A 23,143-nucleotide genomic window follows, 5' to 3' on the forward strand; every position below is an offset into this window, starting at 1 on the left:
GATCGAGATCCACGAGTTCCGGACCACCAAGGCCGGAGACATCACCATCATCGCCATGTGCCGACTGCGCGGCGAAGAGCGCCCGTTCACCCTCAACGGGATCGTCTCCTACACGGTGCACCGCGCCGCATACGTCCTCACCCGGCCCGAGCCCACCGTCTACGAGCGGCCCGCCCCCGCGCCCGCCGACGACGCAGACGCCCTCTACTACTACGAGCTCGCCCGCGACAAGGACGACGCCGACTACCGCCCGCGCCGCAAGCTGACCCAGACCGACACCGACCTGGCCGCCTGACCGCAACCCGAGATACGGAGCACCATGACCACCACCCCCGAGACCATCCGCTACACCGCCGACGTGGTCGCCACCACGCCCGACGGCCGCGTCCTGCTCATCGAACGCGGCTGGCCCCCGCACGAGGGATGCTGGGCGCTGCCCGGCGGCCACGTCGACCCCGGTGAGACCAGCCGCGATGCCGCCGCCCGGGAACTCGCCGAAGAGACCGGCGTTCACGTGGACCCTGGGCACCTGCGCCAGATCGGCGTATTCGACGGGCCCGACCGCGACCCGCGCGGCCGGTACGTCACCGTCGCCTACCTGGCCGTCGTCCCCAACGACACACAGGCCATCGCGGGAGACGACGCCCGCACCGCCCACTGGTTCCCCGCGACGTGGCCGCCGCCGATGGCGTTCGACCACGCCAATATCCTCGCCGCCGCCCTGGAAGCGTCGTACACCCCCGCCTCCTGACCACCCGTTCCATCCCGGACAGCACGAAGGCCACCGAACCCTGCGCGGGTCGGTGGCCTTCGTGGCGCGCGGCCAGAGTGGTCATGTGAGTCACACTGATCGCGCACGCGCAGCGTAGCCCAACCTCTCGCCACACCACCAGAGGTGCGAGACGACCCACCCCTCTCAACTCCGTAACCACACCGGCTCGTCGAGCCCGGACGGACTGGCTACGCTGGCAGGCACATCCCTGCCGAGGGGGCACCCATGCCTGATCCCACAGCGCCGATGACCGTCAACGGCGACCTCCTGCGCGAGCGCCGCGAGCGCCGACAGATGACCCGCCCGGTCCTGGCCGGCCTGGTCGGACGGTCCGAGGACTGGCTGAAGAAAGTCGAGCGCGGCGAACGCGTCGTCCGCGAACTCTCAATGATCGTCCGCCTCGGGCGGCTCCTGGACTGCAAGAACATCAGCGACCTCACCGGCGACACCAGCATGTCGATGCCGATCGACGACGGCGGGCGCGTCAGCCACCCCGGCGTCGTTCACCTGCGCGCCGCGATCCACGCCCCCCTCTTCGCCGCCGCCGGCACCCCCGCCGACGTCGGCGAGCTCGCCGGACGCGTCGCCCAGGCGTGGGAGCTGTGGCACCAGGCACGCGGCCAGCGCACCGCCGTGGCCATCCTCCTGCCCGACCTGATCACCACCGGGCACGCCACCGTACGGGCCGCCGACGGCCCGGAGAAACGGCGGGCCGCGGTCATCCTCAGCGAGATCTACGCCCTCGCCCAGCAGTACGCCGCGCACACCGTCGAACCCGAGCTGTACTGGGTCATCGTCGACCGGGCCCGGATGGCCGCCGAACAGGCCGACGACCCCCTCGCCCTCGCCTCCGCCGCGTGGATCGTCGGCAACGGGCTGCGGGTGACCGGCCACACCGAGGAGGCCCTGCGGATCGTCGCCGACGCCGCCGACACCCTGTGCCCCCAGCTCGAAGGCGGCTCCGACCGGCTGCGCGGCCTGTACGGGAGCCTGTGCCTGCACGCTGCGGTCACCGCCGCGCAGGAGAGCCGCGAGGGCGACGCCTGGCGCTGGCACGCCGAGGCCGAACGCACCGCCCACAGGCTCGGCCCGGCCTACGCCCACCCCTGGACGATGTTCGGCATGGGCAACGTCGCGGTCCACGCCGTCAGTATCGGCGCCGACCTGCGCACTCCCGGCGTTGCCCTGCGCAGGGTCGAGGACACCGACCCGTCGACGATCCCCTCCGTGGAACGCCGCTCCCGGCTCTTCCTGGACGCCGCCAAGGCCTCCCACGCCCGCCGCGAGACCGCCTCAGCCCTCCAGTACCTGCGCCTCGCCTACGACACCTCCCCCGAAGCCGTGCGCTACGTCCCCTCCGGCCGGGCCCTCGCCGCGGACCTGAGCCGCACCACCAGCGGCGCCCTCTCCCACACCGCCCACCAGCTCGCCGAGGACATCGGCGTCGCCGCCTGACCTGCCCCCCAGCCACACAACAGGTACAGGGTGTCCCCCTCAACAAGGGGGGACACCCTGTACCAGTCGGGCCCGTGGCCCGCGCCTAGCGTCGAGGCATGCCCCAGCTTGAGTACTGGCCGATCGACGAATGGCCCGAGAGGCCAGCCCACCCGCAGTACTACACCGACCCCACCGGCAAGCCGTGGCGGCTCGTCGCCGTCATCATCCACCGGGACCGCGACTCCGACCGGATCACCAAACAGATCGCGTTCCTGCGGCCGGTCTCCGGCGGCGGAGGCGAGTGGGAGACCGCGCTGGAAGACCTCACCGACAAGGCAGGAAAACGATGACCAACAGGACAGCCCAGGAACAGGCGGCACGCCAGCACGCCGATGCCGTACGCGCCGGCATCGCCGCCGCGGCGGGACTCCGCGAAGCCCTGAACCGCGTCGGGATCACCATCCCCTCCCTGCGCGGCAGCCAGCCCGTCAACGGCTGCGCCTTCGTCGACCTCGGGGGCATGAACGCCGGAACCGCCGTACGCCTCACCGAAGTCCTCAACCAGGCCGCCGACGCCGTCCCCGACCTCCGCGCCCACCAGAGCTAAGACTCACCCGCAGGCAGCTCCACCGGCACCACCGCGAGCGACCGCCGTAGCTGCTCCAAGCGCCGGGGCAGCGGCTCCCACCCGTACGACCCCGCCATCAGGACATTCAATGCGGTCACCCCTCGCGCGTAGGCCTGCGAGACACCGGTCGAACCCAGCGGCAGCCCGGCCGGCCCCAGGTGCGTGGCCTTCAGCGTCACCCACAACGCGTCCCGCGCCCCCTGCAGCGGCGCCACCAGCGTCTCGCGGACGCTCAGCCACTGGCGCAGCGCGACCTGCGTCCGCTCATGCAGCACGTACCACTCCACTTCCGGGGCGGGCTCCAGCTCCCGGATCGCAGCGAGCACACGCTGCCGGGTCGCCTCCGACATCTGATGCGTTGCCCCCCACAGCAGGGCCTCCACCGTCGCCGGATGCACCTCCGCCAACGCGGCGATCTCCTCCGCCCGATTCGGCGCCGCCCGCTGCTGCCGGCGCCGCACCCCGATGTACGCGCCGCCCTCCACCTCCACCAGGTCCGCCAGCGTCTGCGCGCTCAACTCCCCGGCCCGGGGCGCCACATCCAGGACGACCGACACCATGGCCAGCAGCCGCACCCGGTCCTCATAGCGCAGGCCCGTCCCCGACCGCTCCAGCGGGCCCCCGGCCGCCAAGTCCACCACAGCCCGGTACAGCGACCGCACCGCCCGCGGCGCCACCGTGGCCTTCGGCTCCTGCTGCGGCACCCGCGGCAACCACACCGGCCTGCCCGGGATGATCTCATCCGCCAGCAGCCCCAGACAGTCCCGCACGATCCGCAGCGACGCCAGCGTCCGCGGCTTGCCCTCCTCGGCCGGACGGGCCCGCAGGTCCCCGGCCAGCACCAGGCGCCAGAAGGATTCCAGCGCCGGACGCGTGAACAGCCGGCGCGCATCGGACCGGGCCGACGCGGAGAACCCGTCGTCCTTCTCCAGGGCACGGCCCCACATGTCGGCGACCATCCGCAACTGCCGCCGCCGCACCGGCTGCACCCCGCCCTCACCCGCCGGGAACGCCCGGTCGATGGCCGCGTGCAACTGGCGCACCGACGCCGGAAGCTGGTTGCTCACGCCGTTCCCCCGTTGTCGACGAATCGGTCCAGCAGGTGGTCGTAGACGGCCACGGCCGCGGCGGCGTGCTTGGCCTTCAAGGCCTCGTCGTCCCGCTGGCGGATGTAGCGCAGTGTGGTCTGGACGTGCGCGTGGTCGGCGTACCGCTGGATCTCCTCAAGGGGGACGCCTTCGTCGTGCATGTGCGTCAGCTTCGAGGCCCGCAGCACGTGCGGGGTCACCTCGCGGCCAGGGAGGACCCCGGCCGCCTGGCCAAGCCGGTTGAGGAGTCGGTCGACGGCGTGGCGGTCCATGGGCTGGTCCCGGTCGTCCAGCAGGAGCAGGCCGGTGGTGCGGTCGCCCACAGCCTGGTCCATCAGCGCGCACAACCGCGGCGGCAGGGTGAAGACACGGCCCTTGCCGCCCTTGCGTCGCAGGTCGAGCTTGCGCTGGTCGCCTTCGTGCCGGATCTGATGGAGCCCGGCGGTGCAGCACTCCGAGACGCGACCGGCCAGGGTGTAGATGAGGGCGGCGGCGAACATCTGCCGCGCGGAGCCGGCCTGGTCCAACAGGGCCTGTAGTTCGTCGACTTCGAGGACGGGGGTGGCGGTTGTGAGGTCGTTGGGGTCGACACGGGGCTTGTCGAACTTCGTGACCGGGTTGAGGATCGGGCGGTCCGTCGCCCAGCCGGTGAAGGTGAACAGGGAGGACAGCGAATCCATGCGCCGCTTGATGGTGCGCGGGGCGCTCTTGCGCCGCTCCTCCCGTTCCCGGTAGGCCCGCACCATGGGCGGGGTGACGTCTTCCAGGGCGAACGGGGCGATGCCTTCCTCCTCTTGGAGGAAGACGGCCCAGTGCCGGATGTCGTCGGCGTAGTCCCGCTTGGAACCGGTGGAGGCGATCAGGGTGGAGGACAACCAGGAGACGACGTGCCGGAAGGTCTCGGTGGTGCAGAGTTCGGCGAGGATCTCCAGGCGCCAGCGGCGAGGTCCGAGCCGCCGGGTGTGCGGGTCGCGTGGGGCGACCTGGCCCAGGAGGTCTCGCAGATGCAGCAGATGTTGTTCGACGGACTGGTCGACTGCTCCGGCCGTCCTGATCTCGATATCAGACGTCACAAGATCAGGGTACATAAGTCCTAGTTATGCGCTTCCCCCAGAACGATCCTCAGCGAACCGCCTACTTCTGTAGACCTTGCTCCTGCTCGGTCACGCTGTGGCCTCAACCGGAACAGGCGCCCGCCAGCAGACCTCCGTGCACGGGCTGCCATCATGCGGGAGCCCCACGTGGATGTCGTCCCAGTCGCTGATGCTGTCCAGTGCCTTCAGGTACCACTCGCCCTTGTCGGTAAGCCAGGAACCCTCGATCACGCAGCCGTGCTCGATGAGGCCGGCGTTGGTCAGCATGGACAGGATCATGTGCTGGGCAGGCGCGTTTCCGCACAACGCCGCGACCTGCTTCTGGACTTCAGGGCTCTGGTGGTACGGGGTCAGGGCCAGCAGGCGGCGGACCAAGTCGTAGGACTCCTCGGCAAGACCGCAGCCGCACAGCGCGAGATCCATGTAGATGAGACGGTTGGCGTGTTGGAGGACGTTCTCCCGGGCGTTGCTGTCGCTCATGCCCTCCATGGTCACCCCAAAGGGGAAGGTGTGTTCCCCAGCCAGGAGCACAATCCGTTCAGCCCTTCGCAGCGAGATCGAGCAGCGCCCACCGCCGGTTGCCTGCTTCGTCGCGGTCGGTGTCCGCGCCACACTCCACGACCACGTCTCCGAGCGCGACGATCGTGTCCAGGAAGCCCTGGTCGGCGTCGGGTGCCGGGCCGTCCTGGTGGGACAGCACCAGGACCAGGGCCTGGCGGTGCTCCTCCGCCACGTGCACCGTCACCCGCTTCCCCCCGTCCTTCAGGCTCGCCACGGCCAGTGCCCGGGTGACGGCCGCGACCGTCTCGCGCTGCCCGGCCCCCAGGACGAAGCCCCAGTCGGCCAGCTGCTCGACCACACGCGTCGCGGCTTTCGGCGGCGACCACGGCGCGTTCTCCAGCGCCCAGTTCGCCGCGCGCCGGTTGCGGATGACCGCCGCCGGCCGCCGTGTGGCGACCGCGCCCGCAGGCTTGGTGTCCGGGTCCGGGCGCTCGGGCGAGATCGGCCGCTTCGGCGGGGGCGGCGTCTTCGGTGGGTAGTCCGGCCGATGCAGGATGGGCTCCATCGCGACCTCCTCGGTCAAGGACGACGGTACCCCTCCAGCAGCGACCAGGGAGCAGACGGTCAAGACGCCGACGAAGAGGACCCCGCGTTGCGACGCCGGTGGTAGTCGATGAGACGATCCGCCGTCTCCTTGCGGGACTCGTAGCCGCGGGCCTCCTGGTCCAGCAACTGCAACGCGGCCCTGTACGTGATGCCGAGTTCGTCAGCGAGGTCCCTGGCGTTCCTGTTCAGCGACATGACGCGGATGCTAGCTGGGCCCAACGGCCCGCAACGGCCCCCGTTCACCCGGAGGGGGCACCGGACGTCAGTTCTTCATTCCTCGTGCTGCTGCTTGTCCCGCCATGACGGCGCGAGGGAAGCAAGAGACGTGCAGGTGGGAGGGGTTGCCGGAGTCAGTGCTGGCCGCAGTTATTTTCTGTGTGTTTTTACCGGACAGTTCCCCCGGGATCCTTCGTGGGCGGGGTGTCGTCCTGTGGGTCGTTCGCGTGTGCGTGCTGGGCGTGGAAGAGCATGCAGGTGCGCTGAATGATGAGGGCGGCGATGACGACCAGGAGCAGCGTGCGGGCGCCGCGCAGGAATGCGATGTGGGGGCCGGTGGGCCACAGGCCCACGATGACGCTGTACAGGGCGAGCGCTCCGATGGCACCCGTGAAGGCCATGATGTGGCGGCCGACGGCCGAGGCCCGCCAGGGGGCCAGGCGCTGGTAGGCCGCGCAGAACACGGCGCTGGACAGGGTGACCACGCCGGACGCGGCGACATTGGCGATCTGTGAGCAGTCCACTAGTGGTCTCCCTCCAAGGCCTTGAGGATCATCGATCCGAAGTGATTACGTTCGCGGACCTGCCGCAGGCTCTCGGCGGCCTCGGTGACCGCGCCCGTCTTGCTCTCGGCATCACGCCGGGCGCGACGGGCGCGGTTCAGGGCGTTGTCGGCGGCCTGCTGGCCCGGGGTGGGGGCGGGCTCGGGCGGTTCGTGCTTATGACGGCGCAGAAGCCGGGTCCACCGCATCCTTGCCCCCTTCCCGGGTCGGCTGCGGCAGAGACCGCAGGAGATGGTCAGCGGTACGGGAGAGTTCAAGGAGCTCCCCGACCTGTCCCTGGGCGATCCGGCGGGCTGCTTCGCTCTCGATGTGCGCGGCACGCCAGGTGTCTCTCTCGGCGGTCATCTCCGCGACCCGGGCGTCTCGGTCGGCGCGTACGTCTTCGAGGACGGAGCGCGGAACGAGGCGGCCGAGGAGGACCATCATGACGACGAGGGCGAGGATGCCGACGGCGCCGCCCTGGGCGAGGTTGATGCCCATCAGGTCGCTCATCTGCTCCCCCTCACGTGCGGGGACGGCGGCGGCCCGACCAGGGGGGCCGGCCGCCGCTCCCGTGCGGTCATACCCTGCTCAGCGGCCGTACCCGGGCGGGGACTGGGGCGGTGACCTGGGTCCGGTCGTACCCGGCCAGGGCGAGGGTGACCACGGTCATGAACACGGCCTGCTTGTCGGTGCTCCAGTCCAGGCCCAGGCCGACGGTGAGGGCAATGACGGCCTGGATGAGGCCGAGGACCGCGGCGACGGCGCCGTCATGGACGATGAGCGCGATGACGAGGCCCATGGCGGCACCTGCGACGGCGTTGACGACGGCCTGGGTGCTGGGGTCGACGTCCATGACGAAGGCGGAGAAGGCCTTCACCAGGGCGGCGACCAGCGCGAGCCAGGCGGCGGGCTCTCTGCCGAGGACCTTGATGATGCTGGTGTTCACGGGTTCTCCAGGGGAGGGAAGGGACGGGTGGGTGCTGAGGGGGTCAGAGCTGCTTGGGGACACGCAGCTTGTCCCAACTGGTCTTGCCGGGGATGCCGTCGGCGTCGCTGCCCGTGTAGCCGAGCTTGCGCTGCCACGCCGCGTAGCTGTTCTTGTCGGCCAGCGTCCAGCTCGGGCCCGGGCCCTGGTTGTAGCGGCCACATCCCTCCGCGACGAGGCGTCGGCCCATCGCGGTGACGATCGCGCTGGTCCTGCCCGTGTGGAAGAACGCGGCGCCCGGGAACGGCTCGTACACCGATGAGGGCGTGGGGGTCGGGGTGGGGCTGCTGGCCTTGCCGGGGACGACGCTGGCCGCGATGGCACCCGGGTCCCAGTGATCGTTCCCGGGGACGTCGCAATGGCCGTAGTGACCCCCCTTGGTCTGCCACGTCGTCCGGTTGCGCGGCTTGGCCGCAACGGCTGTAGCCGTCGCCGGGAAGTCCCCCGCGGGCCGTACGTCCGGGATGCCGTGAGCACGCAGCGTGGACATCAGCTTGCGGAAGTTCGGCTTACTGGACGGGTTGAACCCGTTCGTCCAGGGGTGCGCGGCCTCCCCCAGGACCTCCATCTGCACGCAGACCTTGCCTTCGCGGTTCGTGCGGCGGCTGCCGTCGTTCCGCAGCGCGCGGCCGGACTGGGTGAGCGGCCCGAACTGCCCGATCCGGTCGGTGACCGGGTCGTAGATGACCTGCGGCTCGGAGGCCACGCGGATCAGGTACGCGGCCACGCTGCTGAAGTAGGATCCGCCGGCCGGGGACTCGGTGGTGTGCCACACCGCCCGCGGCGGGTTGCCCGGGTAGTCCATGGCGCCGCCGATGGACTGATCCCCGAAGTGGACCGCGCCGTCGATGTAGGCGGGCCCGGACGCTCCGCGCGGCCCGACGCTCTTCTCCGCGCTGCCCCCGTTCCCGTCCGCGTCGGCGCCTTCGGTGGTCTTGGGGTGCGGGTCGGGCGGGTAGACGCGGAACTCGGGTGCGTCGACGGGCACGTACACGTCCAGGTCGCCGTCATCGCGCAGCACGCAGAACGCGCCCTCGATACGGGGATGAGCCTTGACGTGGCGGGGGCTGTCCTCGAGGGCCGCTATCGCGCGGACCTCGTCGACGTGTGCCTGGTCGACGGTGCCCAGGTAGGTGCTGGTGGACTGCAACGGCGCGTCGGGGTTGGGGGATTCGATGTGGTCGACGGCCACGTGGTAGTTGCGGCTCGTCGATGCGGGGGTGGGGGCGGTCTTCACCGGCGGTCTCCCTCGATGCGGGGCTGGATGAGGTCGATCTGGTCGCGCAGGGCCTGGTAGACGGCGAGCGACATCAGGAAGTCGCCGCCGTCCCCCCAGGACGCGGACCAGGAGTTACGGACGCGCAGCAGGGTCTGGCGGGGCACGAGCCGGCCGGTGCGGTCGACGGTGATGCGGACCAGGCCGATCACGGCGACTTCGTGGCCGCCCGCGACCGGGGAGGCCTGCCAGTCGGTGAGGTCGTCCAGGAGCCCGGAGCGCGGCGGCTCGAAAAAGGCCTCGTGCCAGGGCATGCCCATCAGCACCGGCCCGCTCTGGAGGAACACGGCGAGCTGGTGGCCGTTCAGGGCGTGCCCGTACTGGTGGATCAGGCCGCGGTGCCTGAGGGTCTTGGCGATGGCGAGGCCGGAGGAGCCGCAGTCGTCGGTGGGCCACTGCTGGTCGTGCCAGGCGTCGGCGCGGGTCGCGTCCGCGTACAGGCCGATCGCGTACCGCTCGGCCGCGGCTGCGTCCTCGAGGTCGAGGCCGGCGGCAGCGGCTTCGGCCTTGGTGAGGAGGCAGGACAGGACGGCCGTGCCCGCGTTGCCGGTGCACGAGCCGAGGGCGTCGACGGTGTCCGTGTCCGGGTACAGGGCGTGGGTGTCGATGCCCTGGGAGAGGAGGTCCTGCTGGTCCAGGACGGGGACTTTGGGCTCCCACTCGCGGGCGTGCAGGGGCTGCCCGTCGTAGATACGGGTGTAGGCCAGGCTGCGCGGGTCCAGGACCATGTGGCGGCCCAGGCGTGGCTGGACCGGATACTCGCGCACACGTAGATCGGGCACTGCCCGGCTCCGTAACTCCCCGCGCCCGAAGCTGATGGCGTTGTTCTCGCACCTGTTGTGGTGCGGTCCCTCGGGGATGGAGCGGGCGGAGGGTCGCCCGGTTGATCGTGGCTCCAGCGTACGGGTGTGCGGGCAGATCGTTGCCCCGGGGCCCGTTTCCGTCAGTTGAGCGGCCAGTGCACGTTGGAGAAGTCGTACAGGGCGTTCAGGGGCACGGAGACGGACGTGAAGATCGTGACGAGGCCGTCGGCGCCGACGCGGCAGCCCAGGACACCCGGACTGGAGGACGTGATGTTGGGGATGGCGAAGTAATGCGCCTTGAGCGGCCGGTAGCCCGAGGGGATGGTGAAAGCCGTCTGCGAGCCGGTGGAGAAGGCGGTGGCGACCATGGCGACGCCGTCCAGGCGGGCTCGGACGGCGCCCTTGGACAGGCGCAGCGTCTGGTAGGTGGAGTTGGTGGACTGCACCCACGAGTTGAAAGTGACGCCAGCGCCGCCATTCGCGGTCGACCAGGTGCCCTCCTCGTTGTAGGTCCCGTTCGGTCCGGCCGCCGTGGTCGTCACGGTGAGGCCGCCCGTGAGCGAGAGGCCGGAGGCGTTCAGAATGTGACTGCTGCCGTTGATGAAGAACTCGGTGTAGCTGCCGAACATGTAGATGTCGGAGGCGACCTCATCGCCGTCCACGAGGATGAAGTGGATCTCGGAATCCGTAGCGTCGGTGGCTGCCCCCGTCCCGATGATTTTGCATTTGCCGATGGTGCTCGTGTCGTCGGGTGAGTAGGCGTTCAAGATGAACGCCCCCCCGAGGGACCCGAGCTTGGGCGCGCGCAGGACCAGGTTGGCGCCCGGCGAGCTGCCGCCGGGCTCGGTGCTGATGCGGGGGGACGCGAGGACTACCTGCGGGCGGGCGATGCTGGGGTTGTCGGGGTCCTGACCTGCGTTGATGATGGCGGGGATGAGCTCGCCGGTGACGCCGGAGTAGACGAGGATTGAGGGGCGTGTAGCGATCCCGGCGGGCGGGCTCGGGGTGATGACGACCCGGGTCCCGGTGGTGCCGGTTTGCAGGGTGCCGCCGGTGACCGTGGCGCCGGTGACGGTGACGCCGCTGATGTCGGTACCGGTGATCGTGCCACCCGTGATCGTTTTACCTGTGATCGCGTCCGCCTTCAGGGCGGTGGCGTCGACCGATCCGGCCGCGAGTTTCGCGGTGGTGATGGCCCCGGCGGAGATCTCGGTGGCCGTCACGGCGTTGGCGGCGATCTTACCGGCGACCACTGACAGGGCCTGGAGCTCGCGGGAGGTGATGACGTCCGCAGCGATGTTCCCCGCCTGGACGCTGTCGGCCGCGAGGTTCCCGGCCTGCACGGACGCGGCAGCGAGGTTCCCGGCCTGGACGGCGGCTGCCGCGATGTTCCCGGCGACGACCGAGGACGCGTCGAGCTTCCCGGCGACGACCGCGCCGGCGGCTATCTTCGCGGCGGTGACGGCCGCCGCGTTCAACTCGTTGGCCGTGACGGCGTTCGCTACCAGCTTCGGGGTGGTGATCGACCCGTCGGCAATCTTCGTTGCGGTCACCGCGTCCGGGGCGATGGCGGCCGTGATGACCGCGTTGGCTGCGATCTGCGCGGCGGTGATAGCCGCCGCGGCGATGGCCTCGGTGTCGATCGCCCCGGCAGCGACCTTCGCGCCGGTGACCGCGTCGTCCGCGATCTTGATGGTGGTGATGATGCCGTCGAGGACGTCGCTGGCAACTACGGGCGTCGGTCCCTTCGGTCCCTCCACCGCGGTGGGGTCGGAGGCGGTGCCGGAGGTGTTGCGGGCCAGCAGCCGTACGTACAGGGGCCCGGTGGTGGGGATGACGACGGTGGCGCCCTGCGGGGTCTCGATCGTCGACTGGAGCGTGGCGGGCATCGGCGTGAACACGGCGAGCGGTGAGGCGTGGACCTCGATGCGCGACCAGTCCAGCGGCATCGCCGCGCCCCCGGCGAACAGGCCGTCCCACGACACGGTGATGCCGCCCAGCACCGAGGCGACGATCGGCGCCGACGGGACGGGCGGCGGGGGGCCGTTGACGACGTTCACCGCGGTGGTGCCGTCCGCCTGCTGCCCCACCAGCGCCCGCAGCGAGCCTGTGCCGTCGCGGACCTCTAGGGCGGTGTCGTCCAGGGATGCCGAGGACAGCCGGGAGGCCCGCTGGAGCCGGTCGACTTTCTGCTTGAGCTGGGCTAGCTCGCGGCCCACATCGGTCGTCATGCGGGGCTCCCGTAGACGTAGGAGGCGGAGGGCTTGAGCTGGAGGACGGACTGCTCGCCGCCGTCCGCGCCGGGCTTCGTCGCCCAGCCGGTGATGCGGCACCAGCCGCGGAAGCTGGTCCAGTCGTTGTCGACTCGGACTGGGACGTCGTCCCCGGCCTGCCAGGAGTCGATGGGCGCAGCCCGGTTGTCCCGGACGGTGATCTGCTCGACCGTGCCGAGGACCTGGCGGTAGATGCGTTCCGCGCCGGCCCGGGACGACAGGACGTCCTGGGCCTTGATGTCGGGCAGATCCAGTACGGACTCCAGGCGCAGGCGGCCGTTGCGGACGGCGGAGATCGCCTGGCGTTTCGCGGAGCCGTCCCCGGCGCCGGAGGCGATGACCACCTGGGCGTAGTCGTCGCCTGCGAGCGGCACTTCGGGGTCTTCGACGATGTTGATGCCGGTCGAGAAGCTGATGTCCTTGCGGCGTGTCCCGAGGCGCGGCCATCCCAGCCGGATCCGTTTCACGGGCGCGGTCTTGTCGCTGTTCCAGGCGACGTCACAGGTGTAGTCGGGGGTGGCCTCCCCCGACACCAAGTCGTCGACCTTCTCCCCGAGGACCGGGTTTTCCCACCACGACAGGGCGTACGGGTCGGCGCTGGTGCCGACTTTCGCGGTGGACGTCGTGGCGTCGACGATGACCCCGAGGTCGCCGTCGGCCATGCCCTGCGCGTAGGCCCAGATGTCCCGGATGATCTGGCAGGGGTCGGCGTAGGAGTACTTGGTCAGGCCGGTGTCGATGACGTGGCGGTGCATCAGGTACGACGACCAGGACGCCGCCTCGATGGCGTACTCGGAGCCCTTGAGGCGTGCGTCCCACACCAGGCCGCCCCAGCGCAGCAGTCCGTCCCGCTCCACGTAGATCTCGGTCGTTCCCGGGTCGACCAGGGTCGCGTTCGCGTGGAGCATGTGCGGTTTCAGGGTGCCGCTCAGGGAGCCGGGGCCGTTGAGCTCCCAGCCGTACTCCAGATCCGTGAGCGGCAAGGCCTTGGACAGCCACTCCCCCGTGAGGGCGTTCCGGGTGAGGATCCGGTAGTCGGGGCTGCCGGTCATCGGGGCGCGTCCACGAACTCCACCTCAGCAACGAGCGTCGAGGAGGTGTCGACGGAGACCTTGCCGGTGTTGCCGGAGCCTCCGGCCGCCCGCATCCGCAGGAGCTGGGTGGTGCCCCGGTAGGAGTCCGGAATGGTCAGCGTGTCCGCCGCAAGCGCGGTACTGCGGCGGACGCCGGTGCCGCCGTTGTCGTCGAGGATCGTCTGCTGCACCGTGAGGCTCGAACCCAGGGTCGCGCCGAAGTAGCCGTTGAAGTTCGCCGTGCTGTAGCGCAGGCCGCCCACGTCACAGCGGATGATCGCCTTGGACGCCCAGGACGGTACGTCGATGTTCCAGCCCGCGGCCGTGGAGAAGTAGGAGTAGGTGCCGGAGCTGCCGGAGATCTCCCCCGAGGGGGTGGCCGGGGACTCCACGTACATGGCGCGCTCGCGCCGCGGGTTGGCGACCTTGCGCAGGTCGGTGATGAGCCCGGCGGTGATGGTGGACGTGGACGGCGGGATCTGGACCCGTGCGAGCGGGATGGCCGTGTACCCCGGTGGGATGTCCGTGGCGGTCGGCCCCACGTCGGGGAACACGTCGAAAAACATGATCGGGTCGACGGCGGGGTCGGCGCTGCCCGCGTACTCGGGGTCGAGGATGCGCAGCGCGACCAGGTCCCAGCGGGAGGAGGCGCCGCCGGGGGCGATACCGAGGGTGGCCGCCCCGACGTTGCACACCGCGTAGGAGCCCTGGAACGCGGCGTCTTTGCCGATGACGATGCCGGAGCCGTCACCGATCTGCACGCCGGCGCCCGGCGTGGACAGCGCGGTCACCTTCAGGTCGGTGCCGTTGGTGACGCCCTCCGCGCCTCGGGACAGGTCGCGTACGAGCATGCGGAACTGCTGGGCGGAGTGGGTGGCCCCGTCGGTCAGGATGGGCGCCTGGAACAGCACCATCGGTTTTCTCCTCTGCTTACAGGGCCGTGTAGGCGTTGCGCCAGGTCACGTGGAGCCGGGCGGTGTTGGTGGGGTCGCTGGCGGTCCAGCGCAGTTCGCTGCGTCCGGCCGGGAGGGAGAAAAGGTCGAGGCGGGACGCGGCGGACAGCAGCGTTTCGGCGTTGCCGCCGTTCTCCCGCAGCACCGAGACCTGCCCGGGGTGGGTGTCGAGCTCCACCCACTCGCTGGAGGCCAGCGTCAGCGTGGGCAGGGCGAGGGACTTGCCGGTGGTGGCGTTGGTGATGGTGACGTTGGAGCAGGGCCCGGTGACGCGCAGGACGGGCCAGGTGGCGCCGTCGCCGCCGTTGTTGACCCAGCCGGGCCGGTCGGCGGCCGTCGCCCCCGAGGACACATGGATGGGAGCCTGGACGGGTGCGGTGAAACCGCCGCCGGACAGCCAGCCCAGGGGGATCTCGGTGACCTGGTCGCTGTCGCCGTACCAGGTGGCGTCGGTGGCCAGGAACTCGATGTCGATGGGGACGTACCCGAAGACCAACTGCTTGTACTCGGGGTCACCGCGCCGGGCTCGCCCGTACAGCACCTTGGTGGGCCGCCCCGGGCGCTTCATCCGCAGGGGCATGGTGGCGCCGCCGACCAGACGCACCGCCGGGTCATCCGCCGCCTGGAGCAGCTGCGCGAGCACGGCCTGGCATCCGGCCGGGTCGCCGGGGACCTTTACCGCGGCGTCGATCTGGACCTGGCGTCCGCCGTAGTAGTCGGGGGCCGGCCACAGCCCGTCGCGGCCCGGCTGCTCGACATCGGAGGCCCGTACGGCGGGCATGCCCAGCCCCGACGTCTCGATGATGTTGATGGGGGTCCCGGCGCCCATGAGGACGCCGTTGAGGTCGATCTGCCAGTCGAGTAGGTCAGTCACGGGCTGCCACCCCTCCCCTGCGGGCGCGGCGGACCGAGCGGCCTACCTGGGCGCCGATGTCGGATGCGGACGCCCCGGTGCGGACGGTGGAGACGCTGACGTGGGTGTCGCCGTCCTGGCGGATGACGATGACCCGGCCGCTGCTCGCGGCGTCGGTGATGCCCAGGCCGAAGCGCCCGGCGACGTCGTGGAGGACGGCTGTGGCGGCCATGCGCTTGCGGGACGCGAGCGGGATGTACGCCTCGCCCTGCGTGGACGGCTCCGCGAAGCGGACGATGCCGTTCTGGGTGGCGTAGATGCCCTCGCGGATCCCGCCGTCGGCGTACGACAAGCCCTTCTGCGCCCGCGCGAGGTCGGCCAGGAACTTCGTGGCCCGCGCCCCGAGGGCGTCGCGGATCGTCGGGGACGCCTTCCCGGCGACGGTGACGATCTCGTCCTCACCCAGGCCTGTGGTGTCGGCGACGTCGTGCAGGCCGGTCCGGCTCGACTTGACGGCCGCGATGATCGACACGAGTTCGGAGATCTGGTCGGGCGTGAGCTGGGCGTTGGCGCGCTGGGCCTGCGTGTTGGCCTTGGACGCCTTGCCCTTGTCCTTGACCGCCTCCGCGGCGAGCTGCTGAGCCGCCTCGTCGCCCTGCGCGGACAACTGCGCGGCGAGGTCGCCGTACCCCGCCGCGGCGAGCTTGGCCAGGTCCGTCGCGAAAGAGGTGTTGGTGTTGGAGACCTTGGTGAGCTGACGCGTGTAGTCGGTGAGCGTGGCCTTCGCCGTGGCGCCCAGACCGCGCAGGCTCGCGGCCATCTCGTTGACGTACTTGGTGGTGCCCTTCGCCATCTTGGCGGTGAGGGCGACGCCGTCCTCCCCCATGCCCTCCAGCGCAGCCGCAACGTCGGACCCGGCCCGCTCCGCCACCGTGGTGAGGTTCTTGGCCCATTCGGCGTTGGCGCGCGAGTTCGCCTTCAGCTTCGACTCGACCGCCGACAGGTCGAAGTAGTCGATCTCCTTGTCCTCGCCGCCCTTGACCTTGACCTTGCGCGTCTTGTGCCCGGCCTGCCCGGCGTCGGAGGCGCTGTAGAGCGTGCCGGTGGACGGGTCGTAGCGCCAGTCCGTGACGCTGCCGCTCGCGTTCCACTCGATACCGGCCGGGTCGCCCCCGAGGCGCCGCACGATCTCCTCGGTGATGGCGCGCGAGCGGGGGCGCTTGGACGCGGCGAACGGGACGTAGCCCTCGCCGTCGGTCTCAGGCTCCGCCCACACCCGCCACGCGCCGCGCGGGGCGATCTGTGCGACGTGGTTCTCGCGGCGGCCTTGCCGGTTGGTGCCGCCGGACGCGTAGAAGTCCAGGACGCTGCCGTTGGCCTGCGGGTTCTGGATCATGTCGGGGACACCGTTGGCGTCGCTGTCGCTGCTGGTGGCCTTCAGGTAGACCCCGATGCCGACGTCGTGGCCGTGGATGTTGCTGATGGCGGCCTGGATCGCGGCAGCCGCCGAGATCGGCCCGCCCGTCGGCAGGCTGATGGTGACGGTCTTGTCGCGGGCGTTCTGCTTGATGGAGAAGCCGAGGGCCTGAAGATTCGCCTGGGCCTCGGCCGTCGGCGCCCGCATGGTGAGGGTCTTGCCGTGCGTCCCTGCGACCTTCGTCTGGATCGCCGAGAGCTCCTTGATGGCGGCGGCACTCGGCGCCTTGATCGGCAGCGTCTTCCCGTTGGTGGCCGCGAGCTTGTTGATGAGGAGGTCGAGCTCGTGGCGGGCGGCCGTCGTCGGAGCCGTGATCTTGTATTCGCGGGTGCCGGGGATGAGTTCGATCTTGTAGCCGATCTCCTCCAGGTCCTTCTTGGCGTCCTCCCCCAGCGCCTCGACCTTGATCGTCTTCTCCTTGGGCAGCCGCTTGAACTCGGCCTGCACCCCGAGGAGCTCGGCGAGCCCGGTGTCGAGGCCCTTCGTGGTGAGGAGGATCGACACCTGCCCGGGGATCAGCCCCATGGCGTCCGCGACACCAGCCGCTTCGTCCTTGGTCAGGCCGTAGCCACCGGCCAGCTTCATCGCGGAGTCGCGGGCGTCCTGCATCTCCTTGCGAGCGGCAGCGACCGCCTCGGGAACGTCCTTGCCCTGGCTCTTGGCGAAGTCGAACGCGGCGAGCGCGGCCTGCGACGACGCTTCAGCGATGGAGTCGAGGGTGCTGAAGAGGGCCTGGCCGTTCTTCGTGGTGGTGTCGATCGCCCCGCTGCTCTTCAGCAGCTGCTGGTGCCAGCCGTCGGCGTGGTTCACACCGGCGGCCATCGCCTCATTGGCGTTGGTGATCGCCTCGTGAACGCGGGCCTGCGCGGCCTGGAGGCTGATGGACCCGCCCGAGAGCAGGTCGAGGGCGTCGCGCAGGGCGCGGGTGCGGGAGTCGGCATCCCCCGTGGTGTCGGCCAACGCCTTCACCGAGGTCTTGAGCTTGTCGTAGGCGCTGGCGCCGTCCTTGGTGCCCTTCGTCGCGGCGTTCAGGTCCTTGGCCTTCTTCGCGGCCTCCTCCGCGTCGCCCGACATGCCCTTCAGGGCCTTGGCCGCCGACTCGTACGACAGGGCACGGTCGGCCGCCAGGTCGCGCTCCTTGTCGCTCCCGGCGTGCTCAAACGCGGTCTTCTGCTCCTTCGCCAGATCCTTCAGCTTGTCGACGAGGTCGTCGATGCTGGTTCCCTGGCCCAGGTAGGCGTCGGTGACGTCGGACAGGCTGTAGCCGACCTGGCCCAGGACGTCCATCAGGTGGCCGTTGACGCCGGTCAGTTTCGTGGACTGGACGGCCTGCGCGGCCTGCTGGCGCACCGTTTCGTCGATGATGCCGTTGGACTGGCGCATCGCCTGGGTCAGGCCGTCGATGGTGGCCCGGTGTTCGGCGGCGCGCGCGGCGGCGGACTGCTGCGCGGACGCCAGGATCCCCAGCCCGACGGTCAGACCGGTCAGGGCCACACCCCACGGCCCTCCAAGGGCGCCCATCAGCCCGCTCATCGCGCCGCGCAGACCGGTGCCCGCCGCCGCGGTGATGCCGCGCAGGGTCCCGGCGAAGCCAGCGCCGGCCGCCGTGGCGCCGCGGAAGCTGGCGGCCATCGCGCCGACGACCGGGACGCGGGTCTGGAGGACCGCGAACGCGGCACCGTATCGGCTAATGGCCGCCCCACCCATGGCAGCGAGCTGCCGCTGTATTGCCATCTGCTGGCCCAGGGAACGGAACGAGCCCGTGACACGGCCGCCGACCGTGGTGGCGAGGCCCGTCATCAGCGGCAGGACTCGGCGTACGAGGAGGGCGGCGAGGATGAACTGCTGGACGGGGCCGGGCAGAGCGCCGAAGCTGTGCGCGAGGGCACCGACAGCGTGCCCTACGGGAACAAGGACCCCGGACACGTAGCCCAGCGCCCGGAAGAGCAGGTCCAGGACGGTGACGACTAGGTCGAGACTGGAGACGACCGAGTCACCGCCGTCGGACAGGGAGGCGAGACCGTCCGCGACAGGCTGGACGCCGTGGGCCAGGTTGGTCAGGATCCGTACGGCCGCGCCACCGGCCGTCAGCAGCAGGTGCACGAAGTCGGCGAGCGCCTTGTTCCCGACGTCCTTGAACGGGGCGACCATGTCGGAGACGGCACCCTCCACGTCACCGACATGGCTGCGTATGGCCCGCTTGATGTCCGGCCCGAACAGGGTGGCCGCGTCGTTGAGGTACTGGAAGAAGTGCTCGATGTGCGGTGTGGCCTTGTTCAGGCCCGTCGTCATTCCGCGGGTGAGCCATTCCAGGCCCGGCGCCATGCCCTGGTAGATCGCCAGTCCGGTCTGGCGCGCCTGCGTCTTGAGCTGGACCATGGCGCCCGCGAGGCCCTTGCCCTGGGCCTCGGCGAGGCTGGTTACGGAGCCGGTCTTGGAGATGGTGGACAGCAGCGCGTCATAGGACTGCACACCCTGGTGGGCAAGTGCTATGGCGCCAGGCAAGGCCGGCTTGCCGAACGCCTTCGCCGCCGCTGCGGTGAAGTCCTGCTGGCTCATTCGGTGCTGAGCCTTCTCCAGCCCCTCCACCACAGTGCGCAGGCCCTTGAACTGGCCCTGCGCGTCGTAAGCCTCGATACCGAGGTCGTGCAGGCCTTCCGACATCTGATGTGTCGGTTTGGCCATGTTCACGAACATGCCGCGCAGGCTGGTGCCGGCGGTCTGGCCGATGATGCCCTGCTTGTGGAGCATGCCGACACCTGCGGCTGCTTCCTGCATCGACATACCGATGCCGTGGGCCACGGGGCCCGCGTACTTCATGGCGTAGTAGATGTCGGTGATACCACCCGAGGCCGCGTTCGCGGTGGCGGCGAGGGTGTCGGCGGCAGTGGACGCCTGGTCGGCACCGAGACCGAATTGGTCCATCATGTCGCCCAAGTACCGAGCACTGTCAGCGGCGTTGACCTGCGCGGCAGCCGACAGTTGCAGCGAGGCGCGGGTGGCGGAGATCGCCTGGTCCGTCCTGAACCCGGCCTTGGAGAGCTCGACCATGGCCTCGGCCGCGTCCGCTGCGGTCGCCTTCGGCAGTGTCAGGTCATTGCCGAGCTGGTTCGCGGTGGCCCCGGCGCGCAGCATTTGCATGCGGGTCGCGTCGGTCGTCGCCCCGAACGTGTTCATGGCCTGCTGGTACTCGGCCCCCTCCTTGAGGAGTTCCTTGCCGCCCATGAACAGGGCGCCGCCTGCGAGCAGATTGGCCATTCCCAGCAGGCGGCGGTGCAGGGCGTCGGCCTCAGTGCGGGTATGGCGCAGACCGGCGGCGCCGCCCAGGCCGAGTCGCGCCAGTCGGGCGTCGGCGCGGGCGGAAGCCGTGGCGAGCCGGTTCAGGTCCCGCACGGTGGAGTTGAGCTGGGTCGTCATCCGCGCCAGGTCACGGACGGCCGTACGGGCGTGCCCCCCGAGGCTGGCCAGGCCACGATCGGCACTGTGGGTGCTGGACCCAAGCCGGGAGACGTCGCGGGCGGCCGTACGGGCGCTGTTGCCCAGGGTGCGGACGTGGCGGGCCGCGGTCTCCGAGTCCTTGCCCAGGCCCCGTATGTGGGTGCGGGCGTTCTTGGAGGCGGTGCCGAGGGCGCGGGCGTGGGTGGCTGACTGGCGCAGCTCGGTGGCCAGGCTGGTGCCTGTGCCCCGCAGGTCCACGCTCAAGGTCCAGTTGCTCACGGCCCGGGCCCCCTCTCTGTGTCGTGCTGATCAGTCGTCGTCCCGGATGCGGCGCCGCGCCGCCCGCTTCAGCTCGCGCGCGGCCTGCTGCGCGGCGTGCACCGCCACCGGGACCAGGGCGATCCGCTTGCCGTGCAGGTCGCCTTCTTCTTTGAGCTCGTCCTGCTTTTCGGCGATGACCTGGCAGCCGACGCAGCGCTGGATCGTGGCGACGTAGGCGTCCTCCTGGCCGGGGAAGCCGTGGTCCCACTCGTCGTAGCGGGTGCCGCACTGGGTGCAGACGGAGCGCTGGTAGTCGCGGTAGGCGAGAGCCTTGTCGCGGTCGCGTTCCGTCCACTGGCCGTCCCCGATGCCGCGGAACTGCGAGTGGGGGATCCCCCACCGGTCGCAGAGTTCGAGTTCGGCCCGCAGACGCTCATCTGCGATCAGCCTTTTCCCAGGTCCATGCGGGTCTCGCCCTGGACGTTCCAGCACGTCATGAACAGCGCGGTTGCCTCGCCGTTGGCCCAGGTGTCGAGGTACTCACGGGCTTCCTCGGCAGTGATGCCGTCCAGGGAGCAGGCGGCGATGAGATCCGGCCCCAGGGATTCGGCGTTGACGATTTCCCCGTCGGTGGCCTGCTCCTCCGTCGGGGGGTGGGCCTTCTTCAGCGCGTCGAAGACACTTCGGTCCACGGCCTGGAAGCGGAGCACGATGGCCGCCTCGTCGTACGTCCGCTGTGCCTGGTCGACGGCGGTCTGAGCGGTGGCCAGGTCGCGCTTCAGGTCCTGGTCGTCGGGGTCGGCTTCGGCCTGTGCCTGCACCATCTGAAGGGCGCGCTTGGCGCGGTCCAGGCCGGTGCGGGCTTCGTGGTCGTCGCAGATGGTGAGGGTGGCGATGGGCCGGTGGCGGCGGCGCAGCCGTTCGCGGGTCGCCGTCCAGTGCGGGTCCTGGGCGACGGCCGCCGCGGGCGGCTCGGGCACGGTGGTCTTGGAGCTGGTGGGCATGAGGGGGTCCTCCGGGGAAGGGGGGACCCGGCCGGGCGCCGACAGGCGTCCCCTTCCCGACGTCGTCGGGCCCGGCCGGGAGCTGGGAGAAGGGGGTGTCAGGGACCGGCGGCCGGCACGGGCGCGTCCAACGCGGGCGTGTCGGTAATCGCAAATTTGACCTGCCACTTGGCGGCTTCGTTGTCCACGGTGATCATGGACGACTTGGAGGCGACGGTGACCGGGTAGACGTCCATGCTGTTCGAGGCGGGGACGTCGCCCTTGCGAAGGATGATCACGAAGCCGGTCGAGCCCTTGGCGAGCGCGGTCTCCAGGGTCTCGTCGGTGTCGTCCTCGTAGAACGTCAGCGAGCTGTCCGCCGCCTGGTCCTCACCGCTGATCTTCGACGTGAACGAAGAACCCAGGTCGGGTGTCTCGATCGTCTGGTTTTCCAGCGCGAAGCCGTCCACTGCGGCAATCGCATCGGTCAGCTTGGTGGCGCCCGTGATCTCGGCGCGGGTGGGGAGGTAGGCGGTGGAGGCGATGGTGGTCGCGAAGAGAATCTTCGTGACACCCTTGCGATTGAACCTCGGCATGAGGGACCCCTCGGCAAATACGTCCGGCAGTGGCGGCCACCTGCGTGGTGGCGTCCGCGTGGGGTCCCGCCGCGGTGCGGTCGTGCAGCCTGAATCAGCGTCAGGTCGAGGTCAGGTTGAGCCTGAACCTCTGTACAGAACTGATGATGGCATCGGTTGGGTCGGAGGATTCCCCCGGCTCGATCTCCAGGGAGCGGCTGATGCAGCGTGCGCCCGGCACGGTCAGGGTGTGCAGCCACAACCCCGTGGCGGGGTCGCGGCCCAGGACGGCCTCGCGGGCCTTGTCGGCGAGCCACTCCTCCTGGTCCTGCGTGCCGTACGAGCCCGGTACGTCCGGGTCGGGGCCGGACACGTTGGTGACCTGGTAGACGAACGATGCGTCCTCGTTCATATCCGCGAAGGGCGCGCCGCTGAGCGTCATGTCGATGTAATACAGCAGGTAGTAGGGCGGCTTCGCGTCCGGGAGACGGCCACGGCCCACGGGCTTGCCGGTGGCGGACGTGAGGAGCGCGGCCAGCGCGGTGGTCACGAGACGACGCGAGATCACGAGCCGCTCCCCTCGGTCTTTTCACGGTTGTCGAGGGAGTGGTGGACAATCAGGTAACTCATCGATCCGTCGTCGCGCGCCACGGGCCGCACGGCCGGGCCGCATACGCAGCTCGCTTCGCCGCTGCTGGTGTCGTGCTCGACCTTGTCGTCGACGGGGTGGATGTGCGTTACGTGCTTCACGACAGCATCACCGCCACCGCGAGCCGTACCTGCCCGTGCAGGGTCTGCTCGATGTACCCCAGCGCGGGCTGCACATGGGGGAAGGGCGGCTGGTTGTAGACGCGGCCCCGCGAGTCCGCGCCGACGAACCCGAACTCCAGGCGGCGCGCCTGCGGAGCATTGGTGCCGATCGTGGCCTTCGCCCCTCCCCGGATGGACGACGTCTCGGTGCGCCAGGAGCCGCGGTAGGCGCCGGTGATGACGTTCGGGCCGGGGCGGCCGGACGCGTTGCCCTGGATGCGGGCCTGCCCGAGTTGCGCGGCGTGCCGTACGGCCTGCTCCATACGCTTCTGGACTTGGCCGGCCACGTGCTCGAGGCGTTCGGCGAGTTCGTCGGGCGTCATGGCGTCCCCCCGTCCTGGGGGCCGCGGTTCTGGTCCAGGCCCGTGATCCGTACGGCCTCCAGGGTCGCGGCGTCGGACTCGTCGGTGCAGACCCACGACCGGCCCAGCAGCGCGTCCCGGAAGGGGTTGTGGACGGCGGTGACGGTGACGAGCGCGTCCTTGGGTGCGATCGG

General features: G+C 70.4%; 27 protein-coding genes. 5 read left to right on the top strand and 22 right to left on the bottom strand.

The window, feature by feature from the left end:
• The 5 genes from ABZ404_RS38590 to ABZ404_RS38610 all read left to right on the top strand — a co-directional run.
• A partial coding sequence (locus tag ABZ404_RS38590) for a hypothetical protein (RefSeq protein WP_358991638.1) occupies positions 1 to 295 on the top strand: 295 nt, incomplete at its 5' end.
• Between the two features lie 24 nt (positions 296 to 319).
• Positions 320 to 751: an NUDIX hydrolase gene (locus ABZ404_RS38595; protein WP_358991641.1), complete on the top strand. Its 432-nt coding sequence runs from the start codon at positions 320 to 322 to the stop codon at positions 749 to 751.
• Between the two features lie 246 nt (positions 752 to 997).
• A complete protein-coding gene (locus ABZ404_RS38600) occupies positions 998 to 2,227 on the top strand; it encodes a helix-turn-helix domain-containing protein (protein ID WP_358991643.1) in 1,230 nt (409 codons plus the stop codon).
• Positions 2,228 to 2,325: 98 nt separating this feature from the next.
• Entirely contained in the window at positions 2,326 to 2,559 is a 234-nt protein-coding gene (locus tag ABZ404_RS38605; RefSeq protein ID WP_358991646.1) for a hypothetical protein, read from the top strand.
• The gene (locus ABZ404_RS38610) at positions 2,556 to 2,816 is read left to right on the top strand and encodes a hypothetical protein (RefSeq protein WP_358991649.1); all 261 of its coding nucleotides are present in this window, start codon (positions 2,556 to 2,558) and stop codon (positions 2,814 to 2,816) included. Before ABZ404_RS38605 ends, ABZ404_RS38610 begins: the two co-directional genes overlap by 4 nt.
• Here ABZ404_RS38610 and ABZ404_RS38615 read toward each other — a convergent pair.
• The 22 genes from ABZ404_RS38615 to ABZ404_RS38720 all read right to left on the bottom strand — a co-directional run bounded on the left by ABZ404_RS38615 (position 2,813) and on the right by ABZ404_RS38720 (position 22,970).
• Positions 2,813 to 3,904: a hypothetical protein gene (locus ABZ404_RS38615; RefSeq protein ID WP_358991653.1), complete on the bottom strand. Its 1,092-nt coding sequence runs from the start codon at positions 3,902 to 3,904 to the stop codon at positions 2,813 to 2,815. The genes ABZ404_RS38610 and ABZ404_RS38615 overlap by 4 nt on opposite strands.
• Positions 3,901 to 4,998: a tyrosine-type recombinase/integrase gene (locus ABZ404_RS38620; protein WP_358991656.1), complete on the bottom strand. Its 1,098-nt coding sequence runs from the start codon at positions 4,996 to 4,998 to the stop codon at positions 3,901 to 3,903. Before ABZ404_RS38620 ends, ABZ404_RS38615 begins: the two co-directional genes overlap by 4 nt.
• 90 nt (positions 4,999 to 5,088) lie before the next feature.
• Entirely contained in the window at positions 5,089 to 5,499 is a 411-nt protein-coding gene (locus ABZ404_RS38625; RefSeq protein ID WP_358991658.1) for a hypothetical protein, read from the bottom strand.
• A gap of 58 nt (positions 5,500 to 5,557) precedes the next feature.
• The gene (locus ABZ404_RS38630) at positions 5,558 to 6,085 is read right to left on the bottom strand and encodes a hypothetical protein (RefSeq protein WP_358837873.1); all 528 of its coding nucleotides are present in this window, start codon (positions 6,083 to 6,085) and stop codon (positions 5,558 to 5,560) included.
• Positions 6,086 to 6,144: 59 nt separating this feature from the next.
• Positions 6,145 to 6,321 carry a hypothetical protein gene (locus ABZ404_RS38635; protein WP_358837872.1) on the bottom strand — a complete coding sequence of 59 codons (177 nt, stop codon included), beginning with the start codon at positions 6,319 to 6,321 and terminating at the stop codon, positions 6,145 to 6,147.
• A 188-nt stretch (positions 6,322 to 6,509) separates the two neighbouring features.
• Positions 6,510 to 6,866, bottom strand: a complete 357-nt coding sequence (locus tag ABZ404_RS38640; protein WP_358991661.1) for a hypothetical protein — start codon at positions 6,864 to 6,866, stop codon at positions 6,510 to 6,512.
• Positions 6,866 to 7,093, bottom strand: a complete 228-nt coding sequence (locus tag ABZ404_RS38645; protein ID WP_358991664.1) for a hypothetical protein — start codon at positions 7,091 to 7,093, stop codon at positions 6,866 to 6,868. The genes ABZ404_RS38640 and ABZ404_RS38645 overlap by 1 nt, the downstream gene beginning before the upstream one ends.
• Positions 7,062 to 7,397: a hypothetical protein gene (locus tag ABZ404_RS38650; protein ID WP_358991667.1), complete on the bottom strand. Its 336-nt coding sequence runs from the start codon at positions 7,395 to 7,397 to the stop codon at positions 7,062 to 7,064. Before ABZ404_RS38650 ends, ABZ404_RS38645 begins: the two co-directional genes overlap by 32 nt.
• Positions 7,398 to 7,464: 67 nt before the next feature.
• On the bottom strand, positions 7,465 to 7,833 hold the full coding sequence (locus ABZ404_RS38655; protein ID WP_358837940.1) for a hypothetical protein: 369 nt from the start codon (positions 7,831 to 7,833) through the stop codon (positions 7,465 to 7,467).
• A 43-nt stretch (positions 7,834 to 7,876) separates the two neighbouring features.
• Complete coding sequence (locus ABZ404_RS38660) at positions 7,877 to 8,677, bottom strand: peptidoglycan-binding protein (RefSeq protein WP_358991679.1); 801 nt, start codon at positions 8,675 to 8,677, stop codon at positions 7,877 to 7,879.
• A 428-nt stretch (positions 8,678 to 9,105) separates the two neighbouring features.
• Positions 9,106 to 9,930, bottom strand: coding sequence for a hypothetical protein (locus ABZ404_RS38665; RefSeq protein WP_358837819.1), 825 nt, complete (start codon positions 9,928 to 9,930; stop codon positions 9,106 to 9,108).
• Positions 9,931 to 10,091: 161 nt separating this feature from the next.
• The gene (locus tag ABZ404_RS38670; RefSeq protein ID WP_358991669.1) at positions 10,092 to 12,182 is read right to left on the bottom strand and encodes a hypothetical protein; all 2,091 of its coding nucleotides are present in this window, start codon (positions 12,180 to 12,182) and stop codon (positions 10,092 to 10,094) included.
• Complete coding sequence (locus ABZ404_RS38675) at positions 12,179 to 13,276, bottom strand: hypothetical protein (protein WP_358837136.1); 1,098 nt, start codon at positions 13,274 to 13,276, stop codon at positions 12,179 to 12,181. Before ABZ404_RS38675 ends, ABZ404_RS38670 begins: the two co-directional genes overlap by 4 nt.
• Positions 13,273 to 14,211 (bottom strand): hypothetical protein, encoded by a 939-nt coding sequence (locus tag ABZ404_RS38680; RefSeq protein ID WP_358837135.1) that lies wholly within the window; start codon positions 14,209 to 14,211, stop codon positions 13,273 to 13,275. The genes ABZ404_RS38675 and ABZ404_RS38680 overlap by 4 nt, the downstream gene beginning before the upstream one ends.
• 16 nt (positions 14,212 to 14,227) lie before the next feature.
• Entirely contained in the window at positions 14,228 to 15,124 is an 897-nt protein-coding gene (locus tag ABZ404_RS38685; protein ID WP_358837134.1) for a hypothetical protein, read from the bottom strand.
• A complete protein-coding gene (locus ABZ404_RS38690; protein ID WP_358991672.1) occupies positions 15,117 to 20,297 on the bottom strand; it encodes a phage tail tape measure protein in 5,181 nt (1,726 codons plus the stop codon). The genes ABZ404_RS38685 and ABZ404_RS38690 overlap by 8 nt, the downstream gene beginning before the upstream one ends.
• 30 nt (positions 20,298 to 20,327) lie before the next feature.
• Complete coding sequence (locus ABZ404_RS38695) at positions 20,328 to 20,771, bottom strand: hypothetical protein (RefSeq protein ID WP_358837704.1); 444 nt, start codon at positions 20,769 to 20,771, stop codon at positions 20,328 to 20,330.
• Positions 20,723 to 21,283 carry a hypothetical protein gene (locus ABZ404_RS38700; protein ID WP_358991675.1) on the bottom strand — a complete coding sequence of 187 codons (561 nt, stop codon included), beginning with the start codon at positions 21,281 to 21,283 and terminating at the stop codon, positions 20,723 to 20,725. Before ABZ404_RS38700 ends, ABZ404_RS38695 begins: the two co-directional genes overlap by 49 nt.
• Positions 21,284 to 21,381: 98 nt before the next feature.
• Entirely contained in the window at positions 21,382 to 21,858 is a 477-nt protein-coding gene (locus ABZ404_RS38705) for a hypothetical protein (RefSeq protein WP_358837828.1), read from the bottom strand.
• Between the two features lie 100 nt (positions 21,859 to 21,958).
• Positions 21,959 to 22,405: a hypothetical protein gene (locus ABZ404_RS38710; RefSeq protein ID WP_358837829.1), complete on the bottom strand. Its 447-nt coding sequence runs from the start codon at positions 22,403 to 22,405 to the stop codon at positions 21,959 to 21,961.
• The gene (locus ABZ404_RS38715; protein ID WP_358837830.1) at positions 22,402 to 22,587 is read right to left on the bottom strand and encodes a hypothetical protein; all 186 of its coding nucleotides are present in this window, start codon (positions 22,585 to 22,587) and stop codon (positions 22,402 to 22,404) included. Before ABZ404_RS38715 ends, ABZ404_RS38710 begins: the two co-directional genes overlap by 4 nt.
• Complete coding sequence (locus tag ABZ404_RS38720; RefSeq protein WP_358837831.1) at positions 22,584 to 22,970, bottom strand: HK97 gp10 family phage protein; 387 nt, start codon at positions 22,968 to 22,970, stop codon at positions 22,584 to 22,586. Before ABZ404_RS38720 ends, ABZ404_RS38715 begins: the two co-directional genes overlap by 4 nt.
• Between the last annotated feature and the right edge of the window lie 173 nt (positions 22,971 to 23,143).

This window comes from Streptomyces sp. NPDC005878 (assembly GCF_040629815.1).
In the GTDB taxonomy this organism is placed as follows: Bacteria; Actinomycetota; Actinomycetes; order Streptomycetales; family Streptomycetaceae; genus Streptomyces.